This window comes from Bacillus infantis (assembly GCF_050107595.1).
Classification (GTDB): Bacteria; Bacillota; Bacilli; order Bacillales; family Cytobacillaceae; genus Bacillus_AB; species Bacillus_AB infantis_C.
The window spans coordinates 206,231-232,228 of sequence record NZ_JBNILH010000004.1; the positions used below are offsets into that span (position 1 = coordinate 206,231).

22 protein-coding genes, 3 pseudogenes and 2 riboswitches are annotated in these 25,998 nt (G+C 46.1%); of the genes and pseudogenes, 7 read left to right on the forward strand and 18 right to left on the reverse strand.

What is annotated here, in order from left to right:
• Positions 1 to 90: 90 nt before the first annotated feature.
• From ACQCVH_RS10355 to ACQCVH_RS10390, 8 genes are all read right to left on the reverse strand, one after another.
• Positions 91 to 447 (reverse strand): phage holin family protein, encoded by a 357-nt coding sequence (locus tag ACQCVH_RS10355; RefSeq protein ID WP_426835598.1) that lies wholly within the window; start codon positions 445 to 447, stop codon positions 91 to 93.
• Positions 448 to 512: 65 nt separating this feature from the next.
• Positions 513 to 1,631, reverse strand: coding sequence for a DUF4097 family beta strand repeat-containing protein (locus tag ACQCVH_RS10360; RefSeq protein ID WP_426835599.1), 1,119 nt, complete (start codon positions 1,629 to 1,631; stop codon positions 513 to 515).
• A gap of 28 nt (positions 1,632 to 1,659) precedes the next feature.
• A complete protein-coding gene (locus ACQCVH_RS10365) occupies positions 1,660 to 1,977 on the reverse strand; it encodes a magnetosome magnetite crystal formation protein family (protein ID WP_426835825.1) in 318 nt (105 codons plus the stop codon).
• A gap of 336 nt (positions 1,978 to 2,313) precedes the next feature.
• Positions 2,314 to 2,640, reverse strand: coding sequence for a hypothetical protein (locus ACQCVH_RS10370; protein WP_426835600.1), 327 nt, complete (start codon positions 2,638 to 2,640; stop codon positions 2,314 to 2,316).
• 82 nt (positions 2,641 to 2,722) lie between these two features.
• On the reverse strand, positions 2,723 to 3,439 hold the full coding sequence (locus ACQCVH_RS10375) for an SGNH/GDSL hydrolase family protein (protein ID WP_426835601.1): 717 nt from the start codon (positions 3,437 to 3,439) through the stop codon (positions 2,723 to 2,725).
• A gap of 129 nt (positions 3,440 to 3,568) precedes the next feature.
• A complete protein-coding gene (uvrA, locus tag ACQCVH_RS10380; RefSeq protein WP_426835602.1) occupies positions 3,569 to 6,448 on the reverse strand; it encodes an excinuclease ABC subunit UvrA in 2,880 nt (959 codons plus the stop codon).
• A 7-nt stretch (positions 6,449 to 6,455) separates the two neighbouring features.
• Entirely contained in the window at positions 6,456 to 8,435 is a 1,980-nt protein-coding gene (gene uvrB / locus ACQCVH_RS10385; RefSeq protein ID WP_426835603.1) for an excinuclease ABC subunit UvrB, read from the reverse strand.
• 501 nt (positions 8,436 to 8,936) lie between these two features.
• A complete protein-coding gene (locus ACQCVH_RS10390; protein ID WP_009793031.1) occupies positions 8,937 to 9,170 on the reverse strand; it encodes a CsbA family protein in 234 nt (77 codons plus the stop codon).
• A gap of 243 nt (positions 9,171 to 9,413) precedes the next feature.
• On the opposite strand from ACQCVH_RS10390, the gene ACQCVH_RS10395 reads away from it, so the two are divergent.
• Positions 9,414 to 9,692 (forward strand): alpha/beta-type small acid-soluble spore protein, encoded by a 279-nt coding sequence (locus tag ACQCVH_RS10395; protein ID WP_426835604.1) that lies wholly within the window; start codon positions 9,414 to 9,416, stop codon positions 9,690 to 9,692.
• A 42-nt stretch (positions 9,693 to 9,734) separates the two neighbouring features.
• Here ACQCVH_RS10395 and ACQCVH_RS10400 read toward each other — a convergent pair whose 3' ends face one another.
• The 4 genes from ACQCVH_RS10400 to ACQCVH_RS10415 are packed head-to-tail and all read right to left on the reverse strand — an operon-like array spanning position 9,735 to position 13,501.
• Positions 9,735 to 10,946, reverse strand: coding sequence for a M20 family metallopeptidase (locus ACQCVH_RS10400; protein WP_426835605.1), 1,212 nt, complete (start codon positions 10,944 to 10,946; stop codon positions 9,735 to 9,737).
• Positions 10,947 to 10,984: 38 nt separating this feature from the next.
• Positions 10,985 to 11,815, reverse strand: coding sequence for a MetQ/NlpA family ABC transporter substrate-binding protein (locus ACQCVH_RS10405; RefSeq protein WP_426835606.1), 831 nt, complete (start codon positions 11,813 to 11,815; stop codon positions 10,985 to 10,987).
• A 14-nt stretch (positions 11,816 to 11,829) separates the two neighbouring features.
• Positions 11,830 to 12,480 carry a methionine ABC transporter permease gene (locus tag ACQCVH_RS10410; RefSeq protein ID WP_426835607.1) on the reverse strand — a complete coding sequence of 217 codons (651 nt, stop codon included), beginning with the start codon at positions 12,478 to 12,480 and terminating at the stop codon, positions 11,830 to 11,832.
• Positions 12,470 to 13,501, reverse strand: coding sequence for a methionine ABC transporter ATP-binding protein (locus ACQCVH_RS10415; protein WP_426835608.1), 1,032 nt, complete (start codon positions 13,499 to 13,501; stop codon positions 12,470 to 12,472). Before ACQCVH_RS10415 ends, ACQCVH_RS10410 begins: the two co-directional genes overlap by 11 nt.
• 294 nt (positions 13,502 to 13,795) lie before the next feature.
• Positions 13,796 to 13,898: riboswitch (SAM riboswitch) on the reverse strand.
• A 127-nt stretch (positions 13,899 to 14,025) separates the two neighbouring features.
• Positions 14,026 to 14,125, reverse strand: a riboswitch (SAM riboswitch).
• 324 nt (positions 14,126 to 14,449) lie between these two features.
• On the opposite strand from ACQCVH_RS10415, the gene ACQCVH_RS10420 reads away from it, so the two are divergent.
• The 3 genes and pseudogenes from ACQCVH_RS10420 to ACQCVH_RS10430 all read left to right on the forward strand — a co-directional run bounded on the left by ACQCVH_RS10420 (position 14,450) and on the right by ACQCVH_RS10430 (position 17,366).
• Positions 14,450 to 15,877, forward strand: coding sequence for a PAS domain S-box protein (locus ACQCVH_RS10420; RefSeq protein ID WP_426835609.1), 1,428 nt, complete (start codon positions 14,450 to 14,452; stop codon positions 15,875 to 15,877).
• Positions 15,878 to 16,142: 265 nt separating this feature from the next.
• Positions 16,143 to 16,604 (forward strand): annotated as a pseudogene (locus ACQCVH_RS10425) (protoglobin family protein); the annotation flags it as partial.
• A gap of 243 nt (positions 16,605 to 16,847) precedes the next feature.
• Positions 16,848 to 17,366: a methyl-accepting chemotaxis protein gene (locus tag ACQCVH_RS10430; RefSeq protein WP_426835826.1), complete on the forward strand. Its 519-nt coding sequence runs from the start codon at positions 16,848 to 16,850 to the stop codon at positions 17,364 to 17,366.
• Between the two features lie 59 nt (positions 17,367 to 17,425).
• On the opposite strand, the gene ACQCVH_RS10435 is transcribed toward ACQCVH_RS10430, so the two are convergent.
• The 4 genes from ACQCVH_RS10435 to ACQCVH_RS10450 all read right to left on the reverse strand — a co-directional run bounded on the left by ACQCVH_RS10435 (position 17,426) and on the right by ACQCVH_RS10450 (position 21,270).
• Entirely contained in the window at positions 17,426 to 17,566 is a 141-nt protein-coding gene (locus ACQCVH_RS10435) for a hypothetical protein (RefSeq protein ID WP_257992396.1), read from the reverse strand.
• 55 nt (positions 17,567 to 17,621) lie between these two features.
• Positions 17,622 to 18,395, reverse strand: coding sequence for a class I SAM-dependent methyltransferase (locus ACQCVH_RS10440; RefSeq protein WP_426835610.1), 774 nt, complete (start codon positions 18,393 to 18,395; stop codon positions 17,622 to 17,624).
• Positions 18,396 to 18,481: 86 nt separating this feature from the next.
• Positions 18,482 to 18,943 (reverse strand): GNAT family N-acetyltransferase, encoded by a 462-nt coding sequence (locus tag ACQCVH_RS10445; RefSeq protein WP_426835611.1) that lies wholly within the window; start codon positions 18,941 to 18,943, stop codon positions 18,482 to 18,484.
• A gap of 29 nt (positions 18,944 to 18,972) precedes the next feature.
• Positions 18,973 to 21,270 (reverse strand): bifunctional diguanylate cyclase/phosphodiesterase, encoded by a 2,298-nt coding sequence (locus tag ACQCVH_RS10450; RefSeq protein ID WP_426835612.1) that lies wholly within the window; start codon positions 21,268 to 21,270, stop codon positions 18,973 to 18,975.
• Positions 21,271 to 21,474: 204 nt separating this feature from the next.
• On the opposite strand from ACQCVH_RS10450, the pseudogene ACQCVH_RS10455 reads away from it, so the two are divergent.
• From ACQCVH_RS10455 to ACQCVH_RS10465, 3 genes and pseudogenes are all read left to right on the forward strand, one after another.
• A pseudogene (locus ACQCVH_RS10455) lies at positions 21,475 to 22,509 on the forward strand (HAMP domain-containing protein); the annotation flags it as partial.
• Complete coding sequence (locus ACQCVH_RS10460; protein ID WP_426835827.1) at positions 22,504 to 23,451, forward strand: methyl-accepting chemotaxis protein; 948 nt, start codon at positions 22,504 to 22,506, stop codon at positions 23,449 to 23,451. The pseudogene ACQCVH_RS10455 and the gene ACQCVH_RS10460, both read left to right, overlap by 6 nt.
• Before the next feature lie 153 nt (positions 23,452 to 23,604).
• Positions 23,605 to 23,907: a hypothetical protein gene (locus ACQCVH_RS10465; RefSeq protein WP_426835613.1), complete on the forward strand. Its 303-nt coding sequence runs from the start codon at positions 23,605 to 23,607 to the stop codon at positions 23,905 to 23,907.
• Between the two features lie 15 nt (positions 23,908 to 23,922).
• Here ACQCVH_RS10465 and ACQCVH_RS10470 read toward each other — a convergent pair whose 3' ends face one another.
• Both ACQCVH_RS10470 and ACQCVH_RS10475 read right to left on the reverse strand, forming a co-directional pair.
• Positions 23,923 to 24,876, reverse strand: a complete 954-nt coding sequence (locus ACQCVH_RS10470; protein ID WP_426835828.1) for a methyl-accepting chemotaxis protein — start codon at positions 24,874 to 24,876, stop codon at positions 23,923 to 23,925.
• A pseudogene (locus ACQCVH_RS10475) lies at positions 24,871 to 25,944 on the reverse strand (cache domain-containing protein); the annotation flags it as partial. The pseudogene ACQCVH_RS10475 and the gene ACQCVH_RS10470, both read right to left, overlap by 6 nt.
• Positions 25,945 to 25,998 lie beyond the last annotated feature (54 nt).

Below are 25,998 nucleotides of genomic sequence, written 5' to 3' on the forward strand. Positions count from 1 at the left end.
CCTGCAGCGCAGATCAACAGCCTCATTAACAGCAGTAACCTGACTGTTTTCAAAATGACGGATCTTTTCGTTAAAAGTCCCGCCACTCCTTCAGTTTTCCTTCCGATCCATAACCGTCCTCTGAATAACCAAATTAACAACCGACATAATAACAGCTACCAAAAAAGCCATCCCAAAACCATCAATTTCAAAAGAGCTCCCCATAATCCCATCAGTCAGCAGCAAAGTAACAGCATTGATAACAAATAAAAACAGGCCAAGCGACAAAAGTGTCACAGGCAAAGTCAAGATAATCAGAATCGGCCGCACCAAAACATTCAGCAGGGACAGAATGAAGCTTGCCCCAAGAGCTGCACCGAAGCTTTCTAAATAAAACGAATCACGGAAAAATCCTGCCAGAGCGGCAAATAAAACTGCATTGATCAAGATGCCGATCAGCCATCTCACGGTCCATCACCTCTTTTATGGATAAAAGCCAGAAGCATCGCTTCTGGCCGCAGCTTATTCTTATATTATTTAACAAAATCACCAGTTTTAACAGCAATTGACCCTGTCTTGGTCTTAGCCCTCAAATCAATGGCAGCTGCAGGGTCTTTAACAGATTGGAATCTGAGCATTTTCTGCACCATTTCTGATTTTTCCTCCACCACCTGGATTCCATCCAGCTCAAGCTGGAAGCCTCCGAGATTGGTTCTTAAATCACCATTGACAGGCGTCCCGGATGGAAGATACACATCAACTGTCCCGGTGACAGCTTCAGCTTCGAGACGCTCACATCTGTCTCCTTTAACATGTAAATGGATATTGCCGTTAAAGGATTGAAGATCAGCACTTTTATAATCTCCTGCTACTTTTATCGCCCCATTGACGGTTTCTGCTTCAATATGATCCATGGTGCTGCCAGTTACTGAGATCTGGCCATTACCTGCCTCAGCTTCAAGGTGGCTCGCATTAAGCTTTTCCAGTGTGATTTTTCCGTTCGCTGACTTGACCTTCAGTTTTTTCACAGCCAGGTCGCTGCCTTCTACCGGTCCATTGAACATTCTGATCCGGATGCTGTCATACTGCTCCTTTGGAATATGCACAGCGGCCTCAACTTTCATCCATTTCTGCTGCGCTGAAAACAGCAGCCGCCCATTGTCTGCCGTAAAAAGGACATCTCTTAAAAAATTCTGGCGGGCTTCATCATGTGTTTCACCGCGGTACACCTTAGCCCGGCAGTCAATGCGGACATCATTTTGTTCCCAGGGAATCAGCGTCAGTTTTCCGTTCGCCACTTCCATTTCAATTTCGGATAATCTGACATCATTCTGCTGGAACACATGAGATACTTCAAGTGCAGGGCCGAAATTAAAATCCAGATCGGCATCCTTAATCTTCTGGAAAGCAGTATCCACAAACTCAATGATTTTTTCCTTAGCATAGTGGAACTTGTATTGGGCAGTGTCCTGCTGCTGTTTCTTCGCTTCTTCAAAATAGGTTTGGCTTCCCCATTCACTATGAAGCTTTTCCTCTTTTTTCTCCATCGTTTTCGACGCCTTTTCCAGTTCCTCAAGCAGAAGAAGCGCCTCCTCAGCACGCAGGCTTCCGTCCTCGACCATTTTTAAAATCCTTTTTCTCTCATCTTTCATGCAAATGCCTCCTCGATATAGTTGTTCACTACTCTTTTGCAGCCAATATCTGCACGCCCTTGACAATATTCCATATCACAACAATCAAGCTAAGAATGACTGAAAGGCCAATTCCAATCAGGAAAAAAACCGGAACTTCATTTGGATTGGAGAAAAGCTCAAAAGGAATTGCCAGAAAAATGACCGGCAGGGCTATCAAAGGGATCAGATGCGACAAAAATGCCTTTTTAGCATGCATTTTTACAAAAGGATTTTCAGATGCAAAGAAAACCACGAGCGGGAAAATAAATCCTGCAAAAAACACACTAAAATAACTTAATGCCGAAAGCACCTTTTTAGAATCCATCATTTTCAACTCCTTGATAATACTTACGCACAGGCGCTTTAAAAGTTTCACTGAAGCTGAAAATAATGAAGTGACTCATGATTTTTTAAAAATAGCACAAAAATGAAAGAATTCGTACTACCTTCATAAAACCCGAAAAGAGGACAAATAATGTCCGCTTACAGTATCGTAATACCTGGAGTAATATTTATTAGCAAATTTTAAAGTTTATTAGCAACTTTCCGGGTATACTCGCAACTTTCACGTTTTATTAGCAACTAGCCAAAATCAACACAGTCCCTGCCCCAGCTGCCAAATAAAAAAGCACTGATTTCCAGTGCCCCTTCGAGAGCCAGCCTAAACAGTTTTCGCGGCTCCCTTTCTGCTTACTTCATCAATTTTATGGACAAACATCTGGAATACCTTGCGCTTTTCTTCCAGATCCCGGACCGAGCCCTTCAGCTCATTATATTTCTCCTCAAATGGCCTGTGGTACTGCTCCCGGATTGTCTCAATAATCTCATCATTGACCGTTGATTGTATAACCTGCTTCGTGATCCCGTATTTGTATGTATACACCTGCAATTCCCTTTTAACTTCTTCATAATCCTGGTTGATCTGGTCCAATACCTTGGAAATATCCTCTTTCCATTCATTAAGGGAATCTTCAATATAAGAATGCATGGGCTGCCCCCTTGTAAACTCTTTTTCTCTATTATAAGGGCTGCAGTTTACAGCCCTTTTTCTATTCGTTTACAGTGTAGTGTCAATCTTCCTGCAGCCTGGCATATTCCTGTGCCACCCGGTCAGCAATCAGGTCATATCCGCGGGCATTGGGATGCAGGGAATCATAGAAATAAAGATTTTTCTTCTTGCCCTTAAACAGATCGTCCGTAGGAACCCAGCTGACATGAGGATGGCTGGCAGCTGCTGCTTTTACTTTTTCGTTCCAGCCCTCTATGATGCTGCCTATCTTTTCATTGCCTGGATAAGGATTATAGAGGCCAAGCAAAAGGATTGGACTCTCAGGGTTATTCCGCTCTGTCCACTGGACTATCTCTTCCAGGTTTCCCCTATAAATTTCTTCTGCCTTCTGAAGCCTTTCTTTGTGGAGTGGTGCCAGGTCCCCGCCATTTGCATGAAGCAGGTCATTTGTACCGATAAAAATAATGATTATGTCTGCCTCCTGCACCTCTTTTAAAACAGCCGGGGTAATCAGCTGCCTTTTGACGTTCAGTGTATCCTGTCCATAGATTCCAAAGTTTTCAACCTCAACGTTTTCCTCATAAATCTTGTCCAATTTTCCCTCAAGCCTGCCGGTATACCCTTCTCCGTTTTTATCGCCATACCCATAGGTGAGAGAATCCCCGAGTGCCACGATTTCTGTCTCGCCATCATGCGAAACAGTATTTTTTACCTGGATGGCGACGGCAGAGCCAATAAGCAAAATAAATCCGATAATCATCCAAATATACTTTTTCATCATGAACCTTCCTTTTCTAATTAAGGTTCATTTACCCGATTCAGCAGCAGGCAATCTGGCAATATCCAGCAGTAATTCCATCTTACTAAAAAAGCGAGCCCACAGTAACTGCGGAACTCGCTTTTGGTTTTATGCTTTTGATATGCTTGTTTCTCTTTCTTTGACCAGCTTCTGCATGCGGATGCGGTCCCTGTCCAGGATGGGCTTTAGATATTTGCCGGTATAGGAGCCTTCTGCTTCAGCCACTTTTTCCGGAGTGCCCTGGGCAATGATGGTCCCGCCTTTATCGCCGCCTTCTGGTCCAAGGTCGACTATATAGTCGGCAGCCTTGATGACATCGAGATTATGCTCGATGACCAGGACTGTATCCCCGTTTTCAACAAGCCTCTGCAATACGGTGAGCAGCCTGGAGATATCATCGACATGGAGCCCTGTGGTAGGCTCATCCAGAATATAGAAAGAGCGGCCGGTTGACCTGCGGTGAAGCTCAGAAGCCAGCTTTACCCGCTGGGCCTCCCCTCCGGACAATGTCGTTGCCGGCTGGCCAAGTGTGATATAGCCGAGGCCAACATCATAGATTGTCTGGAGCTTGCGGCTGATCTTTGGAATATTTTCAAAGAATTCAAGCGCGTCCTCAACTGTCATATCCAGGATGTCAGATATATTTTTCCCTTTATACTTTACTTCAAGAGTTTCGCGGTTATAGCGTTTCCCATGGCATACCTCGCAAGGGACATACACATCAGGAAGGAAATGCATCTCAATCTTGATGATTCCGTCTCCGCGGCACGCCTCGCATCTTCCGCCTTTTACGTTGAAGCTGAAACGCCCCTTTTTGTATCCGCGGACCTTTGCTTCATTGGTAGAGGCGAATACATCGCGGATATCATCAAAGACGCCAGTATAGGTTGCCGGATTAGAGCGCGGTGTCCGTCCGATCGGCGACTGGTCGATGTCAATGACCTTATCAAGATGCTCAATCCCTTTGACATCCTTATGCTCCCCTGGCTTTGTTTTGGCTTTGTGAAGCTTTTGCGCCAGCGTTTTATGGAGGATCTCATTGATCAGCGTACTTTTCCCGGAACCGGAAACACCAGTGACAGCAGTAAACGTGCCAAGCGGGAATTTGGCATTTACGTTTTTCAGATTGTTTTCCTGTGCACCCTTGATTTCAATGAAACGTCCATCGCTTTTTCTCCGTTCAAGCGGCAGCGGGATGAACTTCTTGCCTGACAAATACTGGCCGGTCAAGGAATTCGGATCTTCCATTACCTCTGCAGGCGTACCCTGGGAAACAATCTGGCCGCCGTGCACGCCCGCTCCAGGGCCGACATCAATAAGGTAATCGGCTGCGATCATTGTATCCTCATCATGCTCGACGACAATGAGCGTGTTCCCGATATCACGCATATTTTTCAGCGTATCGATCAGTCTGTCATTATCGCGCTGATGAAGGCCGATTGACGGCTCATCCAGGATATAAAGGACACCGGTAAGGCGGGAACCGATCTGAGTGGCAAGACGGATGCGCTGTGCTTCGCCGCCTGACAGCGTGCCTGCTGCCCGGCTTAGTGTCAGATAATCCAAGCCTACGTTGATGAGAAAACCAAGCCTTTCTTTTATTTCCCTTAAGATGAGATTGGCAATCTGCCGTTCTTTCTCAGAGAGAATGACATTTTCAAAAAAGTCTTCTGCCTCTTCAATGGACAATGATGTAATTTTCCCAATATGCTCGCCTGCAATCAGGACAGCAAGGCTTTCCTGTTTCAGGCGGTTGCCCTTACAGGCTGGGCAGGGATGCTGGGCCATATACTTTTCCATCTGTTCGCGGATATAATCAGAGCTTGTTTCCTTGAAGCGCCTTTCAACATTGCGGATAACGCCTTCAAACTCAATAAAGTTTTCCCTTACCTGGCCAAAGTCGTTTTCATAGCGGAAATAGATCTTTTCCCCTTTTGCTCCGTAAAGAAGCTTATCAAGCAAATGCTTCGGTATATCCTGTACAGGCATGTCCATGTCAATTCCCAAATGACTGCTGACTGCCTCAAGCAGCTGAGGGTAATATTGGGAGCTTGTCGGCTCCCAAGGGGCGATGGCATGCTGCCTTAAAGATAGTCCGCGGTTTGGAATGACAAGATCAACATCCACTTCAAGCTTGCTGCCGAGCCCGTCACAGGATGGGCAGGCACCAAATGGGCTGTTGAAGGAGAACATTCTCGGTTCAAGCTCACCGATGGAGAAGCCGCAGTGCGGGCAGGCATGGTTTTCGCTGAAGAGGAGCTCTTCCTCTCCGATTACATCAATGATGACTTTGCCTTCACCGAGCTTAAGCGCCGTTTCAAGAGAGTCAGCCAGCCTTGCTGCCACGCCCTCTTTCACGACCACACGGTCAATGACTACTTGTATGCTGTGTTTCTTATTTTTTTCCAATGTGATGTCTTCGCCCAGGTCATGCATTTCTCCGTTGACCCTGACACGGACATAGCCCTGCTTTTTCACATCCTCAAGAACCTTGACGTGGGTTCCCTTCCTGCCCTCAACGACCGGAGCAAGGACCTGCATCTTCGTTCTTTCCGGATATTCCATGATCCTGTCGACCATCTGCTCGATTGTCTGGGAGGATATCTCCACATTATGGATCGGGCATGTCGGACGGCCGACCCTGGCGAACAGCAGCCGCAGATAATCGTAGATTTCCGTCACGGTGCCGACAGTCGATCTTGGGTTCCTGCTTGTTGTTTTCTGGTCGATGGAGATTGCCGGCGACAGCCCTTCAATGGCATCGACATCAGGCTTATCCATCTGGCCGAGGAACTGGCGCGCGTAGGCGGAAAGAGATTCCACATAGCGGCGCTGCCCCTCTGCATATATCGTATCAAAGGCCAAGGATGACTTCCCGGATCCGGAAAGCCCCGTCAGCACCACAAGCTTATCCCTCGGGATGGTGACATCAATATCCTTCAGGTTATGGGCCCTGGCGCCTTTTACAATCAGTTTTTCCATTGCCATCAGTTCGTCATCCTTCCGCTTTCAGCTCTAATAATAAATCACGAAGCTCGGCCGCCCGCTCGAAGTTGAGCGCCTTGGCTGCTTCCTTCATTTCCTTTTCCATATTTGCGATCAGTTTGTCGCGTTCTTTCTTTGTCATTTTTGCCGGCTTGGCTGGTGCAGCATAATCGGCCTGCTCCTCGGCAGCGTGGGTGGCGCGGATCACATCGCGGATTTCCTTCTGAATCGTCTGCGGTGTGATGCCGTGCTCCTCATTATAAGCTTCCTGGATGGCCCGGCGCCTTTTCGTCTCGCTGATCGCCAGCTCCATTGAATTGGTGATCTTGTCTGCGTACATGATGACATGGCCGGATGCATTCCTGGCCGCGCGCCCGATTGTCTGGATGAGGGACCTCTCTGAACGGAGGAAGCCCTCTTTATCTGCATCAAGAATGCTGACAAGGGAAACCTCCGGAATGTCGAGCCCCTCCCTCAGGAGATTGATCCCGATCAGTACATCATATTTTCCAAGGCGGAGCTCACGGATGATCTCAATCCGTTCCAGCGTCTTGACCTCTGAATGGAGATACTGCACCTTTATGCCGATTTCCTTCAGATAGTCGGTCAAGTCCTCTGACATTTTTTTCGTCAAGGTCGTAATGAGGACCCTCTCATTCTTCTTTACCCGTTCATTGATTTCGCCAATCAGGTCATCAATCTGGCCTTCAATCGGGCGCACCTCGATCGTCGGATCAAGCAGCCCTGTCGGCCGGATGATCTGCTGGACCATTTCCGGCGTATGCTCTATTTCATATGGACCCGGGGTTGCGGAAACATATACAATCTGATTAATATGCTTTTCGAATTCCGGGAAGGTGAGCGGCCTGTTGTCCATCGCGGAAGGCAGCCTGAATCCATGATCCACAAGGACTGACTTCCTGGCCTGGTCTCCGTTGAACATTCCCCTTACCTGCGGAATCGTTACGTGTGATTCGTCCACGACCATCAGGAAATCATCAGGGAAATAATCAATCAGCGTATACGGCGTCGATCCGGCCGGGCGGAGAGTCAGGTGGCGGGAATAGTTCTCGATCCCTGAGCAGAAGCCCATTTCCCTCATCATTTCAAGGTCATAGCGCGTCCTCTGTTCCAGGCGCTGCGCCTCAAGAAGCTTGCCGTTTTCACGCATTTCCTCCAGACGCTCTTCCAATTCCTTTTCGATATTACCGATCGCAATCTTCATCTTTTCCTCGCGTGTGACGAAGTGGGAGGCCGGGAAGATGGCAACATGGTCGCGCTCGCCCATGATTTCTCCGGTCAGTGCATCCACCTCGCGGATCCGGTCAATCTCATCACCGAAAAATTCGACCCGCATGCAATGCTCATCCCTTGAAGCCGGGAAGATTTCCACCACATCGCCTCGGACTCTGAACGTCCCCCTCCGGAAATCAATATCGTTCCGCTCATACTGGATATCAACAAGGCGGCGCAGAAGCTGGTTGCGCTCAATTTCCATCCCTGTCCTCAAGGAGAGCACAAGCTCTTTGTACTCTTCCGGCGAACCGAGGCCGTATATGCAGGAAACACTGGCGATGATGATAACGTCTTTCCGTTCAAAAAGTGAAGACGTCGCTGAGTGGCGCAGCTTATCAATTTCATCATTGATGCTCGCATCTTTTTCAATGAATGTATCTGTCTGCGGCACGTATGCCTCAGGCTGGTAGTAATCATAATAACTGACAAAATACTCTACAGCATTGTTCGGGAAAAAGTCCTTGAACTCACTGTAAAGCTGGCCGGCCAGAGTTTTATTATGGGCAATGACCAAAGTAGGCTTGTTAACCTCTTTAATCACATTGGAAATGGTAAACGTCTTACCAGTACCAGTCGCACCCAACAGGGTCTGATGACGCTTGCCGGATCGAATGCCCTCGACAATCCTGCTGATGGCCTCCGGCTGATCGCCCTGCGGCGAATATTTTGAGACTAATTCAAATTGGTCCTTCACAAAAAAAGCCTCCTGTTCAAGAAGTTGGTTTTAACATTTTATCTATATTTGCAGGCAGGCATACCAGTAAGCAAGCACCTTGCTTCCGTTGCCCCCTGTTCTTTTAATGGTTAAGCGGTCCTAAATGCACGTGATGATTCCTGCTGAAGATATATTATAGAAGAAAAAGGTCTGAAGCCTTGTACGAAGCTGAAAAACTCATATCCTCATTCTACCACAAAGCACATGAAAGAAACCAGGAATATGCGAACGGATATTCGTTTTATATGAATAACATATGATGATTAAAAACACCTCCTGCCCGAAACGGCTCGATTCCTGCCGAAGAAAGGTTAATCAAACGTTTGATTATATGGTGAACCAGCCCCTTAAAGCTGGGATATTTCCCGCGAAATATGTCGGCGGGAAATATGGATGGTGATGACAGCTAAAAACCTTGCTTGCTACACAAAATAACCTGCCCGATTTAAACCAGGCAGGTTTTTAAAAGATATTATTGAATCAAGCTCGCTTTTTTGCTCTTTGTTTCATAATCTGTGCATACCAGAAACCGGCAGTCAAAGAAAAGGCATCAACAACAATAAGCCCCCAGCTGTCTGTATAGCCCTTGTAGACGGAGGCGGCAATCAGGGCGACAGTCAGAATAAGCCCGATCACATGATTATACGTCACCCTCGTAAAGAACATGACAAGCAGTCCGGGCAGCAGCAGAGCTGAAAGATACTTTAGCGCCACTTTTTCACACCTTCTTTATGATAGATTCACTATGAATTGCGGACAAGTATAACATTAGAATAGCGGTTCAAAGTATATGATACAAGCAATTTCAATAAAATGCCTCTGTTTTACTTTTATCCTTCTGGCATCGGCGTCTGTTCGCCGGATTCTGTTTGATGCTGATTATTTGGCAGGAGCATCGCTTAGAAACCGTATGTTTGCAAAATACTAACCATAATGAACAGAGAGGAGGTTTGCATAATGTCCAGAAGAAGGAGGCGCCCCCTTGTACCAGAATCCCGCGAAGCTCTCGATACATTGAAGGCACGTGTCATGGCCGGCCAGGGCTATAAGGTCAGTGCGGAGGCGCCGGAGAAAGTAAAATATGAGGTGGCCAGGGAAAAGGACGTTCCGCTTCAGCCGGGATATAACGGCAGGCTGACATCCCGCGAGGCAGGTAAAGTCGGCGGCCCGATCGGCGGCAGCATGGTGAAAGAGCTGATCCGTATGGCCCAGGAAAACCTTAATAAAAATCAATAGTATAATGGAAAAATGGAGCCGCCATATCGGCAGCTCCATCCTTTATTTTTGCGCTTCTTTGTTCCTTGCGAACTCTTCTTTAATGGAAGCAAGCAGTTCAGGCTCAGTGATAAGCCGGAATGCCGTCTGTGCCAGCGCCTTTGCACCCGTCAGCAGGGCTTCATCTCCTTTTTCCGAGCGTGCAGCTTCACGGAAAGGTACAGTATGGGCAACGAGATCATCGCTGCCGATCTTGATATAAGGATGGATCGTAGGTATCTGCTGGCTGATGTTGCCTGCATCTGTCGAACCGATTCCTTCCCTGCCTGAGATATCCACCTCTTCGCCCAGTTCCTCGATGACTTCACGAAATGCTTCATCATACGTTCTATTTAATAGAAGATTATCGACTTCATTCTGGAATGCGATCACATTCAATTCAGCACCCGTTGCCAGGGCGGCACCTTCTGCCACCTTCTTTACTTTTTCTGTAACCTCATTTAAATAGGTTCTTGTCGCTGCCCGGATGAAGAAACGCGCTTTTGCATATTCCGGGATAATATTTGGTGCATCGCCTCCGTGAGTGATAATGCCGTGGATCCGGACATCATCCTTCAGCTGCTGGCGCAGGGCATTGATTCCAGTGAAAAGCTGGATGACCGCATCAAGTGCATTGATGCCTTCGTGCGGTGAAGCCGCAGCATGGGCAGGCTTCCCGATATACTCAAAATCCAATGGATCAACTGCCAGTGAGGAGCTTGTCAGTGCCGTCTTGCTTGAAGGATGGATCATAAGCGCTGCATCAATTCCCTCAGTCAAGCCGTGCTTTACGAAGCTGCCCTTTGCACTGCCGTTCGGACCGCCTTCCTCGGCGGGTGTTCCGAATACGACGACCTCCCCGCCTGTTTCTTCAATCACCTTGCTTAGTGCAATCGCTGCCGCTGTGCTTGTTGTGCCGATGATATTATGGCCGCAGGCATGGCCGATTCCCGGCAGCGCGTCATATTCTGCAAGGAAAGCGATGGACGGTCCAGTCTTGGAAGACTTTTTCCTTGCGGCAAAGGCTGTCTCATGGCCGGCAACTGCGCGTTCGACCTCAAAGCCCTCTTTTTCAAGAATTCCCGAAAGCAATCCGGATGCAAAAAATTCCTCGTTGCCGATTTCCGGCTTGTCATGGATCTGATGGCTTGTTGAAAGGTAAAGGTCCCTTCCAGCTTCCACACTTTGATTGATTCTTTCCTTCAATTCAGTTACAGATTTAGCAGGTGCTGACATAATGATCTCCTCCTATTTGCGGTGCCAGGCACCGGTTTTTATTCTCCGATTTCACTAAGCGGGACGAATGTCGGGATGGTGCTGCCTTTGTATTCTTTTTCGATGAATTCAGCTACATCATCTTCCTGATACAGTTCTCCGAGGCGCTTCAGAGTCTCATTGTCCTTGTCTTCTGTTCTGGCGGCAATGATGTTGATATATGGTGTTGCTGTTGCACTTTCGTGGAAGATGGAGTCTTCAACAGGGTTGAAGCCAGCATCAACAGCGATTCCGTTATTGATGATGGAGGCCGCTACATCCGGCAGGACGCGCGGTGTCTGGCCCGCTACTACAGGAACGATTTCAAGGTTTTTCGGGTTGTCTACGATTTTGTCGATGCTGCCATTTCCGTCAAAGTCTTCAGGCAGCGTGATCAAGCCGGCTTCCTGCAGTAGCAGGAATGATCTTCCCATATTGGTTGCTTCGTTCGGGACGGCAATCTTTCCGCCTTCCGGGATATCTTTTACATCTTTATATTTTTCAGAGTAGATCCCCATTGGTGCAATAACGGTTGTCGCGATTGGAGAAAGATCCAGATCATGCTCCTTTTTAAAAGCGTTGAAGTAAGAAATAGTCTGGAAGGCATTGGCATCAAGCTCTCCCTCTGCAAGGGCAATGTTTGGCTGGACATAATCAGAGAAGCGGACGATTTCAACTTTGATTCCTTCTTTTTCAGCCTTCTTGGCTACGAAGTCCCAAATGCGGTTGTCAGACCCGCTGACCCCGATTTTCACTTCTTTTTCTTTTTCCTTGCCGCTTGTTGATGATGAGCAGGCTGCACTGAAAACCGCCAGCGCGAGAATGATTACTGTTAATATTAGTTTTTTCATGTTGATTCCTCCTGTTATCGTCTTCTGATTTTTTTGGATAAAATATTGCCGAAGCTTTGCAGCCCCTGGACCATAATGACCAGGATGGCTACTGTTATGATCATGACCGTTGTATCAAAGCGCTGATAGCCGTAGGTAATGGCCAAATCGCCAAGCCCTCCGCCTCCGACAGCCCCTGCCATGGCTGATGCTCCGACAAGTCCGACGGTTGCAATGGTCAGTGCCAGGACAAGTGAGCTGAGCGCTTCCGGTACGAGAAACTTAAAAATAATCTGTGCCGGTGTTGCTCCCATCGCTTCTGCTGCCTCGAGGACGCCCGGATCAACCTCCAGGAGCGAGTTCTCGATCAATCTTGCAATATATGGACCGGCATAGAATACGAGCGGTACAACAGCAGCCGCCGTTCCGATTGAGGTGCCTACTAAAAGGCGCGTCACCGGGATGATTGCGACCATCAGGATGATGAATGGAACAGAGCGGAATATGTTGATGATCCCATTCAGCACGTTAAACACGGGCAGATTCTCCAGCAGATGGCCTTTTCTCGTAATTACCAGCAGGATGCCCAGCGGCAATCCAAGGATGGTTGAAAAAAGAAGCGAGAAGGCCACCATTTGAATAGTTTCGATGAGTGCTTCTATGATTTGCGTGTGATCAACTAGCATGTGCTTTCACTTCCTTGATTGAGACTTTTTCCTGATGAATGTACATAAGGGCGCGCTGCACTTCCTGGTCGGTTCCCTGGAATTCAACAACGAGGTTCCCAAACGGGATGCCCTGCAGCTCGGTGATATTCCCGAACAGCACATTTATATCTATATCGAACTTCTTGGCAAGCCTGGAAAGCAGCGGCTGTCCGGCTGACTGGCCGACGAAATTGATCCGGAAGATCCTTTCCCTGCCATTGTTTTTCTCAACAAGCTGCTTTACAGAATCAGGGATCGAATCATTCATAACAGAGCTGACAAAGTTCTGGGCAGTCTGTGTTTTCGGTGCCGAGAATACATCGAACACTGATCCTTCCTCAATGATCTTCCCTGCCTCGATCACCGCCACCCTGTCGCAGATTTCCCTGATGACCGTCATTTCATGGGTGATGATCAGGATGGTGATGTTGTATTCTGCATTAATTTTTTTCAAAAGCTGAAGGATGCTGCTTGTCGTCTGTGGATCAAGGGCCGATGTCGCTTCGTCGCACAGAAGAATCGATGGCTGTGTCGCAAGCGCCCTGGCAATCCCGACCCTTTGCTTCTGGCCGCCTGAAAGCTGATCCGGATATTTATCCGCTTTATCGGCAAGGCCGACAAACTCAAGCAGTTCAGCGACCCGTTTGCGGATCTGCTCTTTTGGCAGCTTTGCCAGGGTGAGCGGCATGGCTACATTGGCGAACACCGTCTTTGAGTTCAGCAGATTGAAATGCTGGAATACCATCCCGATATTACGTTTAACTTCTCTCACCTCTTTTGCTGAAAGGGAGGTAAGGTCATGCCCATCGACAATCACCTTGCCTGAGGTCGGCCTTTCGAGCAGATTCACACAGCGGATCAGCGAGCTTTTCCCCGCTCCGCTGAAGCCGATGACACCAAAGATTTCTCCTTTATTGATGGCAAGATCAATGCCATTCAATGCCGCAACCTGCTGGCCCCCGCTTTCATACACCTTTTTGAGATCCTGGAATTCTATCATTTTGTTTCACCCTCCATATCAAATAAGAAATGCGCAAGCGCCTTGGTCACCCTTAAGGAACACAGACTAAGACCGCCACGTCCTGTGGCAACGTCTGCATGACCCCCATCCTGGGGGCCTCAAGACGTGCCTCCCGGAAAGGCGTTCTTTGCCTTTTTGGGAGGAGTGGCTTGTGACCTCGAGGGGGTAGGCGCTGGAGCTAGACACTAATCAAAGTTGAAAAAATATACTTTCTTAACATTAAAAAACCCTCTCCTGAGAACAGAAGAGGGCATGCATCATCAGCATTGGCTCTTCTTATCTCCCAGGCTCACACCTGCTGGAATTGGCACAGTACTCATAAGAGTCCGCTGCCGAGGCTTCACAGGGCCAGTCCCTCTGCCTCTCTGGATAAGAAATTATGGTTTTCCTATAAAATTAATTGGTTTTAACACAATAGCTATGCAGCACCCCGCACTTTTATTCCGGAAAACAAGAAAGCCCTCTTCAAAAAGAAGAGGGCAGAATAATAGGCGTTCGTCCTCTTCTTATCTTTCAGGCAATCTGCCTGCTGGAATTGGCACGGTTCATCAGTCCGCTGCCGAGGTGTCATAGGGCCAGTCCCTCTACCTCTCTGGATAAGAAGCTATCGTATTAAGTTTGTTTGCTTGATTAATTGTTTTTTACTTTACACGCGTTTTAAAGTTCTGTCAAACTCTTTTTAAAAATTTGTGGATAAAATTTTTTATCCACAATCTCTGTAAGCCCTTACCTATTTTTTATAGAGTTCTGGAAAAATAAAGCTCCCTCTTCTGTGGATAAAGGGGGTTTTCCACATTTTCCGCTTCTGTTATCAACATTCTCCTAGGGATACACACAAGAAGAGGGAGTTTACTCCTATATTTCTGCCCACTCGTCTATTGTATAATAGTGGAAAAGAGCAAATTGTACTGCATTCCGGGAGGGAGAATGGTTTTGATTGCAGCAAACAGAGACTATCAATCTGAATTATTTGTGGACAAAGTTGAAGCAAAGAATCTCGAACTGGCTCTGAAGCATTCGGCAGACCTGATTTCAAGGCATACAAAAGAAGGTATCTTTTTATACGTTTCACCATCCTGCAGCACCCTTTTGGGCTATACACAAGAGGAACTTTACAAGGATTGCATTCTCGCCTACTGCCACCCCCAAGATAAAGAAATCCTCAAAAAAGAATTCGGCGGGCTATCCCCGGGCAGCAGCTCACGCATTTCATTCCGGTTCCGCCGCAAGGAAGGCGACTATATCTGGCTTGAGACCAGCATCAGCACACTCGGGGACAGCCAGGAAGCCATGTGCATTTCCAGAGATATGACCGAGCGCGTCATTATGGAAGAAGAAAACATGGAAACCCAGGAAAAATACCGCTTCCTGGTTGAATACAGCCGGGATACCATAGGCATGACAACTGAAAAAGGCATATGGACTTATATGAATGATGAAGGCAAGAAGGTGTTTGGCTTCACTTCAAGCAAGGAAATCATAGGCGCTTCTTTATATGACTATGTATCACCTTCTGACCATGGCTATCTGAAGGATTTTTATCAGGCGAACCAAACCGTCAGCTTTGAATTAAACCTCATCAGGAGCGACGGGAGCACCCGGAAGGCAGCCATCCAGCTGATCCCCACCGTTTTTAAGAACCGGAAGCTTTTCCAGATCATCATCAAAGACGTGACCGGCCAGAAAAAGACTGAAGAAAAGCTCCATAATGCAGAAAAGCTCTCTGTCGTCGGGCAGCTTGCCGCAGGAATCGCCCATGAAATCAGAAATCCCCTAACCGCAATCAAAGGCTTTACCCAGCTGCTTACTGAGCGGAAAACAGAAAAATATGGGGATGTGATTCTTTCCGAGCTCGAACGGATCGAGGAAATTGTCAATGATCTCCTTGTCCTTGCCAAGCCTGTCGTGACAGAGGCACAGGAAACCAATCTGGTGAATATAGTCAAAAGCGTCGTCACCCTTTTAAACACACAGGCGCTTATTTATAACATTATGATAGATGTAAAATACTCCCTGGCTGAAATCAGCGTCCGCTGCGAGATCGATAAAATCAAGCAGGTGCTCATCAATGTTATCAAGAATTCGATTGAAGCCATGCCCCATGGCGGAAAAATCAGCATTGAAGTCAGGCAGGATAACACCTTTGCGATGATCAGCGTGAAGGATGAAGGTGTCGGCATCCCTGAAGAACGGCTGCCTAAGCTCGGTGAACCGTTCTACAGCACGAAGGAAAAGGGGACGGGCCTTGGGCTCATGATCTGCAACCGGATCATCAAAAGCCATGGCGGAAACATTTATATTACAAGCAAGGAAAATGAAGGGACCATCGTTAAATTGCTGATCCCTGTCGTCTAAGTGGAGCTTCCGGCGTTTTGCCGGAGGCTTTTTCTGCAATATCTGCCTCTATTAAACCTCTTCCTTTACAGCTGTATAGCTCTCCTTCTTAAGAACATTTCCCTCCCCCTTCAAACATATGTAAAAACTCCTGCCAAACTGCCGATATAAACTAGGAAAATAGATATAGAAAATGGGAGTGTTTCAGGTGCTTTTTACGAAAACAGCAAAACCGAAATCGTTTGACCTTGAAAGCTTGATTCAAAGAGAACAGCAAAATGTGGTGATGGAGGCGGAATTTGATCAGGACCTGAAGCTGCAGCTTGAAGTGATGGGGCTCACAAAAGAAGATCTGGCTATTTTGCGGGCTGTGCGTCCGATTGCCGAAAAGCATATCAGTGCCGTTTACAATAAACTTCTCACTTATGAACAAGAGGATGTAAGAAAAATAACTGATATTTCTAAAATAGGTGTAACAATAGAGATGAGCCAGCAGTATATCCTCAGTCTGTTCGACGGAATTGTTAATGCAGAATTTATTGAGCGCCGCAGGGTAGCCGCAAGAGCATATGTACAGATCGGGGTGCAAATTCACTGGTATATGACCATTTATCAGCTGCTTATGAAAAACATGATGGGAGCAATCATGAAGGAGCTGGAGCTGACTTCGAATGATCAGCGCCGTCTGAGTTTTGCAATGGCTAATATCTTCAATCTGGAGATCCAGCTCTGCATTTCCATTATGCAGAAGACTATGGAAAACCTTGCAGCCGAAAAAGAGAGCCAGGCGAAGACAGAATTGAAAGGCTATGTCGGGGAAATCGTTGAAAATCTGGCAGCCATGTCAGAGCAGACAGGCGCATCAGTTAAACAGATTGTGCATCAGTCACAGCAGATCTCAGGCAATGCAAAGGATGGGGCCATTTCTTCAACAGAAATGGAATCGCGTTCTTCCAAGGGCCGTGATCAGCTGAACCGTGTTGTGGAAAATATGCATGAGCTGAAGAGCAATGTGAATGAAATTACAAGCACCATCAGCAGCCTGGAAAAAACCTCAAACCAGATCGGCGAGATTGCCGGCGTGATTACAAGCATTGCAGATCAGACCAATCTGCTCGCACTTAATGCTGCTATTGAAGCCGCACGGGCAGGCGAGCATGGGAAGGGATTTGCGGTAGTTGCTGATGAGGTCAGAAAGCTGGCTGAACAGACAAAGGACTCCTCCTCCAATATTACATCCCTGCTGAATGCAACGATCAGGCAAATTTCAGAGGTCATTTCGCAGATCGGCACGATTGATGGAATTGTCGTGAATGGAAATAAAGAGATTGAGAACACAGGGAATGTCTTCAAAGAAATCCTGTCGGCAAGCACAGAAAGCAAGGATAAGAGCCGCCAGATCGAAAAGGACATCGAGCTCCTCACCGGCCTTCTTTCAGAAATCAGCAGCGCTGCAGCCAAGCTGTCTGATTCCGCCGAGGAACTAAGCGTAACAGTAGCGAATTTTTAAAAATGCAAAAGAGAAGCATAGCCATCTGTGCTTCTCTTTGTTTATATTCAGGATTCGGTTCACTGTACAAACTTAAAAAGGGAACGGATGAGAAACCGGGACAGAAGGTAAATCGGCTCAATCAGATCGATTGCAACATCAATCACTTCAAGCTTGCTATTCTTTTTCTTTTCTTTCTTCCGCTTCATTCTGAATTTCAAAATACCGCCCTCCCGCCTTGAGTTGTATATATTTTACAATAAAGTACCAGCTTTGTCATTTCACGGCAGGCCAGATGGTCCAGCAATCCTGCTCCGTGATTTCCCCGGCATCTGTCAGCCTGCTTTCAATATGATCCGCGAGCTCTGCCAGCTCGCTGTCATTCAGCTCATGAAGGATGGAGCGTCCTGTTCTTTCCAGCAAATCATGGCGCAATCCGCTGATATCGCTGTACCTTTTCCTTACTTCCCATAAGGAAATCTCTTTGACCGAGGAGAAACCTGCTTCCTTCAGCGCTGATTGAACAGCAGCAATGCTATATCTCCGCCGAATCTCTTTTTCTGCAAGTTCCGGAAATTTTTCAAAAAAGAACCCTCTGATATGTGTACCGCTGCCAGGGAGCAGGCAGTCCTCCGGCGTCCGGTCCTGAATCAGGCAAAATCCTCCTGGGCGCAGCACCCGGAAGCATTCAGCAAAGGCGGCCGGAAGCTGGTCGAGATGGTGGATGACAGCTCTTTCAAGCACCATATCATAAGCCTCTGCCTCCATGCCGGTTTCGTACGCATTTCCATGCACAAATTCTATCTGCGGATAACCCTCCGAGGTCCTGCCTGCGGCCGCAAGCAGTTCCCGTGAGAAATCCAGCCCTGTCACATATGCTGCCCCCATATCAGCCACAGCGCGGGTGTAGATTCCCCCTCCACACCCAATGTCGAGAACCCTTTTTCCCCTTATATCAATTTCCTTCCCAACCGTCTCTATCCATGTTGGATCAGCTTTCCGGGAATAATACGTATGCTGATTCGTTTTTTCATGAAAATTGATTGGCACTGGGATCCCCTCCTTATTAGTTAATTATAAGGCTGAGATATTAAAGGAAAAATATTGAAATTTTTATCATATGTGATAGGTTTGGCTTATTCTTTTTCCAAGATAGTCAGCTGTACACCGGGTTCAGGCTCCAGCTCGCCTTTTTCTTTAAAACCAAACCTTTTATATAATTGAAGGGCCGGAATATTCCCTTTCCCTGTCATCACCTTCATCTTCCTTCCAGCAAATTCACAGGTTAAATAGGCAAGCAGTCTCTTAGCGATGCCTCTCCGAAAAAACGATGGATGAACAGTCAGGCGGCTGACCACCACCCCATTTTCATCCTCTTCATAAGCAAGAATACCAGCCAATCTTCCTTCCATGCTCATTCCGATAAAGCTTTCACTGGAGGCCATCAAGCTTTCGGCTGTATCCAGGAGCTGCGGGATAGCATCAAAGCCTATCAGCTTTGCTTCTGCCTGATAGGATGGGATCTGGATGCTCAAGACCTCCTCAGCGGTTTTTCGGTCTTTTATATTCAGATGTTTAATTGCTTCTTTTGCATTCAACTGACTTCCCCCATTTCTTCAGCGATCATTTAAAAGCCAGTCGCCCTTCCACTCCCCTCTGTCAATTCGTACAGCTGCTTTTCCAGTTCCATAGCCGGCTTAGGCTTGCTGAAATAATAGCCCTGAAGCTTGGATGAACTGTTTTCCCTTACATATTGCAGCTGCTCCTCTGTTTCTACACCTTCTGTCACACAGTCAAGCCCCAGCTCACTTAGAATTTTGTAGAGGCCCTTCAATAGTACGGTATCAAAAGTGTGGGAAGGAACCTTTCCAACAAAGCTCCGGTCGATTTTTATCATATCGATTGGCAGATCTTTGAGAAAAATCAGCGAGGAAGTTCCAACGCCAAAATCATCCAGAGCAATCTTAACCTTCCTTTTCCGGAGAGCCCCGACAAAAGGCAGCAGCTCTTTCTTATAATCGCTCACATCGCTTTCAGTAATTTCAATTTGCAGAAGTCCAGGCGGAAACTGATAGCGCTCAAGCACTTCATCCAATTTTTCAATGAAACGCCCGTCCTTCATTTGCGACTTTGATAGATTGATGGCCAAGCCAAGATCAGTGAAGCCGGCCTCATGCCATTTTCCAACCTGTTTGACGGCTTCTTCAAGAACCCAGGATCCTATCTTGTTGATAAGGCCTGTTTCTTCAGCGATTGGTATAAACTTGTCAGGAGAAATCAGCCCCTTATCAGGATGATTCCAGCGCAGAAGGGCCTCCACACATGCGGCCTGCTGCCCTTCTTTATCCATGATTATTTGATAATAGATTTCCAGCTCTTCACGTTCCGCAGCATGCTTCAGATCATGCTCCAATTCCAGGAGATTGCTGTAATAGCTGTCATTCGGGATATCTTCATAAAATATATACTGGTTTTTCCCTTTGCTTTTTGCCTCATACATGGCAATATCGGCCCTTTGGAGAAGTGTGTTTAGTGTAGTGCCGTCCCCTGGATATATAGAAACCCCTACACTGGCCGTTGTAAAAGCCTTATACTGGAATGCCTCATACTCCTTCCCGACCTGGGAAAGGATGCCACTGGCAATTTCCTTTAATTCCTTCCTGTCGCTGTTGGGCACAAGCAGGGCAAATTCATCGCCTGCCAGCCTGGCAAAGAGGCCGTTTTTTTCATCTGCAAGCTCTTTAACTTTCTCGGCTATTTCTCTTAGAAAAATATCTCCTGCCTGGTGCCCTAATGTATCATTTATCCGCTTAAAACCATCCAGGTCAAAGAAAAATAAAGCTTTCATGCCATGCAGGTTCTTCAAATAATGCTCAAAAAGATATGCCTGATTAGGAAGGCCGGTGAGCTGGTCAATATAAGCAAGATCTGTTATTTCCAGGTTCTTTTCTTCGAGCGAGGCCAGTACCTTATTAATGGAATGTTCAAGATTTGTGATCTCATCACTGTGGCTTGAGCTGATGGGCAGCCGTAATCCTCTGTTCGGCCTCTTCTGTATCCTCCCTAAATCCTTGGACAGCCTTGCTACCCTTGAAAGGATATACCGGTCCAGCAAAAACAAAACCAAAAGCAGCATGATGACAGAAAAACCGGCGATATAATAGCTCTGCTGCACCATGCTTGACCATTTCTGCTGATAAAATTCACGGTCCATCAGCAGGCTGATGATATACCCCTGTTTTCCTCCAGAATCCTTTATAGACAGAAGCCCTTTTAGTGTGGTTTCACTGTAAGGCTCTATTGCCATTTTCCCGCCCGGCTTTCCGTCCTGTTCACTAAAAGACAGGGTTAGATCCAGTTCTTTCCCCATTTGACTTACAAAATCCTGATCCAGGAACTTCCCCATGATCAGCACACCAGCAGGAGGGCCGCTGCCGTCACTTCTATAAACGGGCTGGCGGGAGAAAAACGCCACACCCATTTTTGTTTCCACAAACCCTTTAGCCTGTTCCATCCCGCTGAATACCTCTGAAAAACCAAAGGAGGGCCTGAGAGGCTGGCCGGCCTTCAAATCATAGGCAGACTGGTAGACCAAAGCACCTTTGTCATCCAGAAATAACATGAAATTCACCTGGTTGTTATGAAAGGTTTCCGGCATTAAATTGACTTGTGGATATTTTTCATAGCTCCCCTTCAGGAAGCGGAAAGTATCATCCCAGACAGCCCAATCCAAATTTGTTCTGTTCAAAGCATCAGTTTGCGAATCCAGATGGCTTTCTATTCTGTTCAGCTCCTTCATTAAAGCCCGGCGGTCCATCTCATTGCTGTCCCTGAGGAGCATGGGCCAACTATATAAGAAGATCACTGCTAAAAATATGGAAATGGCACTGCCGACCACCAGAAATGATTTCATAATTAGTTTCATGGCAACTTCCCCTGTCTGTCTGGCATTCTTTTTGATGAATTCAACTTCTTTTAGAAGTTATATCGGAACAAAGGGAGCAAATTGTTACAAAATTAACCTAGATTGAATTATTAAAATTTTTTATAAATTCAATTAAAACAGAGAGCACCAAGCCGATATATATATTAACACCTAGGAATATAGTAGGGGATGGGGGAAATAAAAATGAAAGCAAAACGAAAAATCAGGCTGCCCGGGTTAACAATTAAAAAGAAGCTGATATTAGCTTTTGCCTTGGTATTAATCATTCCGAGTATCTTAATTGGCACCTTTTCCTATCTTTCAGCGAAAAGGGAACTTGAAAAAAGCATCCTTTCAGCCGCAGACGAAAGCATCGGTGCAATAAACAGGAATATTAACAATATTTTCACACCAAAAGAGAATGATCTTGAGTACTTCACAACTGCCATTCTTCGGGAGGAATTCAAGGATACAGAAGCACTGCAGGCCAAATTTGACCAATACACAAAGCTCCATAAAGAAGCTTCAGCCATCTATGTAGGAACAGATACTGGTGAAACTACCATATCTCCCAAAATTGATTTGCCGGCTGACTTCAATCCCAGAGAAAGGCCATGGTATCAAGACGCAATGAAGAAAAAAGGTGAGATAATCATCACCGCACCCTACACCGATGTCAACACTGGCGGAACCACCATCTCTCTGGCTAAGACCAATAAAGATGGAAGCGGGGTAATCGGCATTGACATTGACCTCGGAATGCTGGCTGAAACTGCTGGCGGGAAGATAGGAACCGATGGATACGTCCTTTTGCTGGATGAAAGCGGAAAATACCTTGTACATCCTGACAAGGAAGCGGGCACACAGGCAACCGAAAGCTGGGCAAACAAGATTTATGATTTGGAAAACGGTCAGTTTTCCTACCTTTTGGATGGGCAGGAAAAGGACATGACGTTCATAACAAATAAACTTACAGGCTGGAAAATAGTCGGTACCATGTATAAAGACGAAATCAATGTTGCAGCCAAGCCCATCTTGATCAGCCTGGCCGCTGTATTAGGCATATCAATACTCATTTTCGGAATCATTATTATCTTTATTACCCGTTCCATAACGAAGCCGCTGAGCCTGCTGGCTGAAAAAGCAAGGACTATTGCCGAGGGCGACTTGACCAGCCGCATCCCCCTTCAGGGAAAAGATGAAATTGGTCAGCTTGCCATAAGCTTCAATCATATGATTGATTCGCTTAAAAACATTGTGACAAATGTAAGGGATTCTGTTGCACATGTAGCTTCTTCCTCTGAACAGCTTACAGCAAGCGCCGATCAGACTACATTGGCTACAGAGCATGTCGCTGCTGCCATTCAGGAAATTGCCGGCGGTGCAGAGCAGGCATCAGGAAGAATGGACGGCAACTCCCTTATTCTGAAGGAAGTCAATCAAGGAGTTGAACATATAGCCGAAAACTCTTCTGTCATTCTTGGATTATCAAAAGAGGCGGAAATGGAAGCACAAGCAGGAGAAGAATCGGTAAAGCATAATCTTTTACAGATGAAAAGCATTCACCGGTCTGTCAAAGATTCAAACGCAGTCATCCAATCCTTATCACAGCGTTCCAATGAGATTGGGAATATTTTAGACGTTATAAGCGGAATCTCCAGCCAAACAAATCTGCTGGCCCTAAATGCCGCGATAGAAGCCGCCAGGGCAGGAGAAGCTGGCAAAGGGTTTGCCGTCGTAGCTGATGAAGTAAGGAAGCTGGCAGAACAGACCCAGGCATCTGCAAAACAAATATCCGAAATCATCCAAAGTATCCAGAAAGACACGGAGAAATCAGTATCAGTAATGGCGGATGTGTCCAAAAATACGGAAGAGGGCCTTTCTATTTCAGAAGAAGCGTCCCAGAAATTCAATCAAATTTTGAAAAGGTCAAGGGAAATTACGCCGCAGATGGAAGAGGTCACACATGCCATCAGCCAAATTTCAGCAGGTGTCAATAAATTCACAGAATCTGCCGAACAGCTCTCTTTTATTGCTAAACAAAATTCAGCCAGCACGGAAGAGGTTGCGGCTTCCACAGAAGAACAGCTTGCTTCCATGGAGGAAATCTCCATATCATCCAAATCTCTTTCTGTGATGGCCGATGACCTGAGAAAACTGATCAGCCACTTTAAAATATGACGCTCCTAATGACTAAAGCCCTGTTCCTTTATTTCAGAAACAGGGCTTTTATTACCAATCTTTTACTATATTTAATTTATAATACAATTTCTATCATATTTGGATGTGTATCGGGTAAACAGAGAATAAATCAAATGAAAGGCGGGACAGGATATGCATGACACCAGCACTTTCAGTGACAATCATCTGACGACCTTTGAAATAAAGGATCTGCTGACCGTTTATATTACCCCTTTCAAGGATATGTGCATTAATACCCCTGAGGAATCGGTAATCATTAATCGTACAAAGGCCATAAACCTTCTCCTTGAGCGGCTTAACAAAAAACAATTATATGAACTGCTGAACCAGCTCCAGCTGATCCACAAGAAAAATTTAAATGACCTGTATTACATTCAGTATATTTTGATTGCTGTTATGAGCCGCGAAGCTGGCCGGAAAAAGAGTTTTCATTAGCATTAGAGTTATACCCTATTGCCCTGTATCAAACTTCTGGATAATATAGGACAGTTCATTGGAAGCATCCTTCAGGGTCTCAGCAGAAGCGGCAATATTCTTCAGAGCTTCCAGCTGCTGATCGGAAGAAGCGTTAATTTCTTCACAGGCAGCAGCCGACTGCTGGGACCCGGCTGCCATACTTTGAATGGATCCAACCACTTCATCCTTATACTGATTCATTAATGCCGAATCATTTGTGATGTTCTCAATCGTTTGGACCATCCTGCTGATTGCGTCAGTAATCGAGTTGAAGGCATTCTCTGTATCCAGCACCGCCAGTTCCTGGCTGGCTGCAATATCTTTGGTCCGGCCCATTTCTTTAATGGCCCGTGCAGACTCCTGCTGAATATCAAGTATTGTTTCCTTTACTTCCCCAGTCGCAGCCGAAGACTGTTCGGCCAGTTTACGGACCTCTTCAGCTACAACAGCAAACCCTTTGCCATGCTCGCCGGCCCTGGCGGCTTCAATTGAGGCATTCAGTGCCAGCAGATTGGTTTGTTCTGAGATTTCATTGATAGCATAAATTACTTTCTCAATATTATTGATCTTATCGTTCAAAAGATGAATGACTGATTCTACAGATCCTATCACAAGGCTGGATTCTTTGGCTGTATCTTTCAAATCCTGTACCTGTGAATAACCTGCACGGCTTGCACGTTCAGATCCTTCAGATAAATCCATAAGCGTACCTGCCTGCATATTTAATTGATCAATCTTGTCAGAAAGCTCCATTGTTCTTTGGCTTCCCTTTTCTGACTCTAATGCGGCCTGAGAGGCACCTGCAGAAATCTCTTCAATTGCACGCGATATTTCTTCACTGGACGCTGTGGTTTCTTCAGAGGTAATGCTTAAGTTTTCAGCATCCATCCTTACGCTTTGGACAGAAGCTTGAACAGAGGATACCAGTTTCCTCAAACTTGATACCATTATGCCAAAGTGGACTCCAAGCTGCCCAATTTCATCTCTTCCATTCGTTTGAATCTCAACTGTGAGATTTCCCTGAGCCACCATCTCGACCTTATTCTTCAAGGCTGCAATAGGCCTTGTTATTGATCTGGCGAGAAAGTAAACCAGCACACTCAGAACCAGCATAGCCACTATGGAAGCAAAGATTAACACCCTCCCCAATGACTGTGCATCTTCCTGCATATGATTATAAATATATGCCGTACCGGCTTTCCAGCCCTCCGGTGTTGTATCATAGAAAAGGATCCGGTCCTCACCCTTAAATATGTACTCAATAAAGCCGCTGCTCTCCTTTGAATCATACATCTGCTTAATAAATGCCAGATCTGAGAGATCACTGCCCTTTTCAGTAGGATGAATCATAGCTGTGCCCTTTTTATCGAACAAAAAAGCATAGCCGCCGTACTCGACCTTGGTTTGTGCTACCAATTCATTCAGTTGATCAATTTTTAAATCAATAGCCACTACACCGATTATTTTATGGGTTGCAGTATTCTTTACAGCTTTTGACCCGGTAACGATAAATTCTTTTGAAGACTTATCAATATAAGGATCACTCCAAAATACCTTATCCGGTTCATCCACTGCCCCTTTATACCAAGGGGCATCCAGCGGTTTAAAGTCTTCAGGGAGAGTGACATCCGGCTCCAGAAGAATTGTTCCATCTGTCCCTGTAATATATACGTTTGTAACAGAAGGGTTATCTTTTACATACTTTGTGAAATTACTCAGAATGGAGAGGCGGTCTTCCGCAAACTTATCGGCTCTTCCATCGTCAATATCCTTCAAGAAATTAATTACAGCTTCCTGATTCACGAACATACTGAGGTTCGACTGGTATTTATCAAGAAACATGGCTACACTGCTGCTCAAGTTTTTAACTATCACTTGTGACTCTTCTTTTACATCACTTTCAATTTTTTTGCTTTGCTGCAAGTATAAAAAAACGGATAATGAAGCGATAATGAGAGCAAAGACGAGCAAAAACGTGAAAATCATTTTTGTACTAAGTTTCTTAAACATATTCATTCTCCTGCCTAGTTAAAAAGTTACATATAAATCATAGCAGGATTATACTAAAAA